Below are 5,932 nucleotides of genomic sequence, written 5' to 3' on the forward strand. Positions count from 1 at the left end.
CAGCCTGCGGCAGCTCCTACAGGGCGCTTTATTTCAGCGCCGGATCGCCCATGTTCATCTTCTTCCACCCCTGCAACAGCACCTGGGCCTTCGGCTCCTGGCCGTTCTCCAGGTAGTACTGGATCAGCGACAGCCGGGCATTGCGGTTCGCCGGCTGGACTTTGAGCAGACGCTCCAGCTCGTCACACGCCTCGGTCACCTTGCCACTGTCGTGCAACGCCACCGCCAGCACGTAACCGTACTGCGGGTTCTGCGGCTCCAGTTGTGCGGCTTTGTGCAGCGCGGTCATGGCTTCGGCAGTCTTGCCGGCGCGGATCAATGACAGGCCACGGGTGTGCTGCAGCAATGCAGCGTCCGGGTGCGCCTTGAGGCCGTCGTCCAGCAGGGTCTGCGCTTCCTGAACCCGACCATTGGCCTCCAGCCATTGCACCAGCGTCACCAGCGCCGGGTAGAAATCCGGATCGCGTTTGAGTGCGGTGCGCAGCAACCCTTCGACCTCGGCAGCACGGCCACTGGCCTGATACAGCATTGCCAGGTTCAGGTTGGCCTCGGCCCGTTCCGCGAGACTGTTCTGCACCGCCTCATACTCGGCAATCACCGCGTCCCAATGGGGCTGTGCGGCGCCGAGGCCGTTGTTGCGCGCCACGCTGAGCAGGTCCCGCGCCGCGACGATGCGCACGGCTTTCACCGGATCGCCGAGCAGCGGTGTCAGCAACGAGGCGCGCTCGGCGGGCGGCAGGAAGGCACTGATGGCGCGCACCGCGCTTTCGCGAACCTGCGGCGCTGGATCTTTCAGATTCTGAGTCGCCAGTTTCAAAGCCTGATCACTCGGATACAGCGGCAGTTCAGTCAGCAACGTTGCCCGCTGAATCGCCGGCAGATCGCTGCGCTGCAATTGCTCATACAGAGCGTTTGCTGCGCCGGGCTGGCCGTTGCGAATCAGCCACAGGCTCTCGTCATAGCGCGGTGCCTGTGGGGTCGCCGCGGAGGCGTTCCACACCTTGAATTGCGCGGTGACCTTGTCCCCGGCCTTGCCTTGGTGGCAGCTCAGACACGCATCGGGCGTCCCGAGTTTTTGCGCGCGTTCCGGGTTGGGGATGCTGAAGCTGTGGTCATGGCGCCAGTCGTTGCCCATGTAGAACTTGCCGGGCATGTGGCAATCCACGCACTGCGAGCCGGGCTGGCCCGGGGTGTGGCGGGTGTGTTCGATGGAGTCGTAGTTCTTCGCTTGCAGGCCCTTGCCATCGACACCTTCGACCGAGGTCTTGCCCGCCGTGTTGTGGCATTGCAGACACACCGCGTTGCCCGGCGCCTTGAGTTCGCTGCTGTGCGGGTTGTGGCAATTGCTGCAGCGCACCCCTTTGTCGAACATTTTTGCTCTGCAGGAACGAACCGTGCTCGAACACCTCATCCTTGATCTTGCCGTCCAGCGCATACAGTTCGCGGGTGAGAGTGCTCGGCAGGTAGTCGTCCATCAAGTGCTTGCCGACGGTGAAGCCATCGCCCAGCGGCGCACGGCGCGCATGGCAGCGGGCACAGGTTTCGATTTCGACGGTAGCATTCTTGTCCTTGAGGTCGACGGCAAAACCCTTGTGGATCAGGTCGTCTTTTTTTCTGCGTCCACTCCAGGTGATTCGAGGCCGGGCCGTGGCAGGCCTGACAGCCAACCCCGAGACTGTTCCACTGGCTGTTGAACGTGTTGCTGGCCGCATCGAAATTGCGCTTGAAGCCAGTGGTGTGGCATTCGACGCACATGAAGTTGGCGTTCTGGCTGGGCTTGCTCCAGTGCAGCGGATTCTTGAAATTCACGCCTTGGCCGGGATAGAGGTGAAACCAGCGGTGTTTCTCGGTATCCCACGCCACACCGAGCGCCTGCAAACGACCTTCGCCGACGTCGATCAGGTATTGCTGCAACGGTGCAATGCCGAAGGTGTAGGCGACTTTGAAGTCAGCGTTCTTGCCATCGATACCCGGCGTATTGACCTGGAACTGGTCGTCTTTGCGGGAGAACCGGGTGGTCTCGTTTTCGGCCCTGAAGGTGACGTTGTTGAAGTCGCCAAGCACGGTGTCGGCATTCGCTGGCTGCATCGCCAATTGGTGATGCGAGCCTTGCCAGTCCTTGACCTGCTCAGTATGGCAGCCCTGACATTGTTGCTCATCGACCATGCTGGCGGGCTTCTGTGCCACCGGTTGCGGTCTGGCGACGACAGGCGCCGCCGCGCTGATCGGCGGGGCCTTGTACGGCGCGGGCGAAGGGCTGAACAGAAACCAGCCAATGCCCGCCACAGCGGCCAGCAGCACGCCAATGGTGAGAGGGAACAGATAACGCGAAAGGGACGGTCGGGACGAATCAGGTTCAGGCGGTACGACGTTATTTTTATGCTTGGGCATTACGACTTCCGTGGTCAGATGCATTGGCCTGCTGGCATGCGTTCAAGCTTGATGCAGCTTTGCCGGATGCCCGCCATCTGTCAAACGTCAGTTGTGACACGGCGCCCGGTGTTGTGTGAATTTTCTGGTTTTCAGCGCAATTGCCGCGGTTTTAGCTATACCTGTAACTCCCCCTACGCAATACATTCAGGCCTTCTGACAGGAGTTACAGCATGAAGCTAGCAGTAATGATGGGCACCCTCTGCATTGCCACCCTTGGCGTGGTGGGTTGCTCCAGCAAAACCGTCGCTCCCGATGAGTATTCCGGCTTTCTCAAGGACTACAGCCAGCTCAAGGAGGCCAAGTCGCCGTCCGGTGCCGAGGTGATGCGCTGGATTGATCCGAAAGTGGATATCAGCAAGTTCACCAGCGTGTACATCGAGCCGACCCAGCTCTATCCAAAGCCGCAACCGACCGCGAAGATTTCCCAACAGACCCTCAACGGCATCACCTCCTATTACGATCAGGCGCTCAAGCGTGAAATCAGCAAGGATCTGCCGTTGGCCAATGGCCCTGGCCCAGGCGTGATTGTGGTGCGTGCGGCCATCACTGCTGTGAGCAGCAAGACCGAAGGCCTGCACGCTTATGAAGTGATCCCGGTGGCCCTGGTGGCGGCAGCCGTCAGCACTGCCAGCGGTATCCGCGATCAGGAAACCACGCTGGCCACCGAAGCGGTGTTCCTTGACGGTGCGAGCAACAAGGTCGTGGCGCAGGTGGTGCGCAAAGGCACCGGCAAACCGTTGGAGAACGACACGCAAGCCATGAAGGCCACTGACGTCAAACCGGTGATTGATGGCTGGGCCAATGACATGCATCAGATGTATGTGAAGCTCAAGGCAGAGGCTAAATAATGCAGCGGGGCTGATGGCCTCATCGCGGGCAAGCCCGCTCCCACAGGGTTCTGTGCTGTGAATGCGATTATTGATTCACATCGGTCCAAGTGGGAGCGGGCTTGCCCGCGATGGCATTCGGTCAGGCGCTACATCATTGCCCGGTAAACCAGCGGAAATACGGATTCCCGCCATCCCAACGCATCACCTCACGCATATCCCGTCCCCACGCATCCCGATCCCCGTCATACGCATGCAGGCTGGCGCGGTAGAACTGCATCAGGCGCTGACGGTGTGTCTCCAGTCGCTCAGTGAACCCGGCATCGGCATTCACTAGCGGCGGTGGCTGATACAAGTCCAGCAGTGCCGGCAACACCCGAGTGATTTCCTTGCTGCGTACCCATGGCGCGTATTCGATCCGGGGCTGATCGTCCGTGACCGCCGGGGCATTGGCTGCGAAACGTTCAAGGCCTGCGCGATCGGTGACCCAGGTCGCGAGTAACGCGGCCGCCGAGCCAATCCCGACATCCTGCAAAGTGCTGCGCACGCTGGCCTGCTGGAAGCGCTCGGTGATTTTCGCCGCGTCCAGTTGCATCGGCTGCAGCGAACCGACCAGCAGCATCTCGTGGAACTCGCTGGTCCACAGCGAGGCATACGGGAACACGTCGAGGAAGCTGCGTACCAGTGCGCGCGAGTCGTCGATGTTCTGGGTCGGCAACGGTAACCACTGCGCGACGATGCCGTGTTGCTCCAGCCGACTGGCCGCCAACTGATAGAAGTCTCGCGAGTACAGATTGACCACGCCGGCTGCCGACGGCGGTGGCGGTTCGAGGGTGATCAGGTCGTAGGTCTGCGGGCTGCGCAGCAGTTCCTGGCGACCGTCGCGAAGGCGCACATCGATTCCCGGATCGCTGGCGGCATTGAAGTTGCCCTTGAACAGGGGCGCAGCCTTGACCACCGACGGTAACAACTCGGCAACCACCCGATGTTCCAGGCCCGGATAGCGCAGCAGGGCGCCGGCGGTGATCCCGGTGCCGAAACCGATCACCAGTGTCGAGCGTGGCTCGCCGTTGTGGATCAGCAACGGCAGCAGGGCCTGGATGCGCATGTAGCGCAGCGACGGCATGGCATCGCCGGTGTTCGACACACCTTGAATGTACAGGCGGTGGAAGCTGTTCTCACCGCGGCCCTGAGCGACCACCGCCACGGTGCCGCCTCGGCCTTCCTCGTAGAACGCCAGCGTGCCGTTGCGCGCACCGGGCAGCAGACTGGCGAGTTTGTCGACCGGCGTCAGTACGGCCAATACCACCGATACCAGGCCCAACGCGACCACTGCCTGACGTCGGCCTTTTTTGACGTGGTGACCCTTGCGCACAGCCACGTAGCCAGTGCCGGCCGCGATGATTGCCAGCAGGCCTAGCGTGCGCACCAGCCCCAGCAGCGGAATCAGCAGAAAACCGCAGAGCATCACCCCGACAATCCCGCCCAGCGTGTTGAACGCGACCACGGCACCCACGTCACGACCGATTCGTTCGAGACCCACGCTCAGCCGCAGCGCCAGCGGAAACGCTGCGCCGAGCAACAGCGTCGGCACGAACACGATGCTCAGCGCCGCCACTGCAAAACGTGCGCTCATGCCGGCCAGTTCGCTGGCGCCAAACGCCAGCACCCACTGCTCGGCCTGACTTTGCGCCAACACCAGCCAGCGCCCCAGCAGGGCAATTTCCAGCAAAGCGATCAGCCCGGCACCGGCTATCAGCAGACCGAACACGCCCCACGGATCGCGAATGCGCTCGACGCGACGAGCGAGCACGGCGCTGCCGATGAACAGCCCGGTCAGGTACGTGGCGAGCACCACGGCAAACGCGTAGGTGCGGGTGCTCATGAACTGCACGATCGACTGTGACCAGACCACTTCATACCCCAGCGCCACGCCGCCGGCGATGGCGTACAGCCACAGTGCGGTGCGGTCTGCGGCTTTCCCGGTATGAGGTTTGACGGGCGCTGCAACTGGCGTCGGACGCTGACGTTGCAGCCACAGCGCAGCGGTTGCGGCCAGCAGATTGAGCATTGCGGCAAACAGCGCACTGCCACGCACACCGAGGGTGGCGATCAGCACGAACGCGGCGAGCAGGGTGCCGACAATTGCGCCGAGGGTGTTGGCCGCATACAGCTGACCGCCGGCCTTGCCCGGGTCAGCCGCCAGCGAGCGCACCAATACCGGAAGCGTGCCGCCCATCAACACCGCCGGAATCCCCACCAGCGCGAATGGCAACAGCCAGCCCAGCAGGCCGACATGGCTTTGCAACCAGGCAAACGGGCTCGCCGCCAGGCTCATCGCAACCGTGGCGCCGACACCAAGTATCGCCACCAGCACTTCCAGCCCGGCGTAGAGCAGCACCGGTTGCTGCAAGCGATCAGCCCAGCGCCCGAACAGCCAGCCGCCAATGGCCAGCCCGGCGAAAAACGCGCTGATGCCGGTGGTGATGGCATAGACCTCGACGCCGACCACCAGCGACAACTGCTTGATCCACAGCACCTGATATACCAGCGCGGCGGCGCCGGAGGTGCACAACAGCAGGGGCAGGGATCAGCAGCGCCGGGGTGGCGGCGTCGGGCGGTGGGGTATGGCCGGACGGCTTGCTGGCGATACGTGAGGACATGCGGGGGGG

Annotated in this window: 1 protein-coding gene and 2 pseudogenes; 1 reads left to right on the forward strand and 2 read right to left on the reverse strand. The window is 62.7% G+C overall.

What is annotated here, in order from left to right; translation table 11 throughout:
* Window positions 1–28: 28 nt before the first annotated feature.
* Window positions 29–2,391 (reverse strand): annotated as a pseudogene (locus tag HT737_RS00435) (tetratricopeptide repeat protein).
* A gap of 212 nt (window positions 2,392–2,603) precedes the next feature.
* On the opposite strand from HT737_RS00435, the gene HT737_RS00440 reads away from it, so the two are divergent.
* Entirely contained in the window at window positions 2,604–3,281 is a 678-nt protein-coding gene (locus HT737_RS00440) for a DUF3313 domain-containing protein (protein ID WP_182400941.1), read from the forward strand.
* Window positions 3,282–3,414: 133 nt separating this feature from the next.
* Here the strand turns inward: HT737_RS00440 and HT737_RS00445 are convergent.
* Window positions 3,415–5,923, reverse strand: a pseudogene (locus HT737_RS00445) (fused MFS/spermidine synthase).
* Window positions 5,924–5,932 lie beyond the last annotated feature (9 nt).

This window comes from Pseudomonas sp. MD195_PC81_125 (genome assembly GCF_014060985.1).
In the GTDB taxonomy this organism is placed as follows: Bacteria; Pseudomonadota; Gammaproteobacteria; order Pseudomonadales; family Pseudomonadaceae; genus Aquipseudomonas; species Aquipseudomonas parakoreensis.

Coding starts and splice junctions, on each gene's coding strand:
- HT737_RS00440 (WP_182400941.1), top strand. CDS start 2,604: ATGAAGCTAGCAGTAATGATGGGCACCCTCTGCATTGCCACCCTTGGC.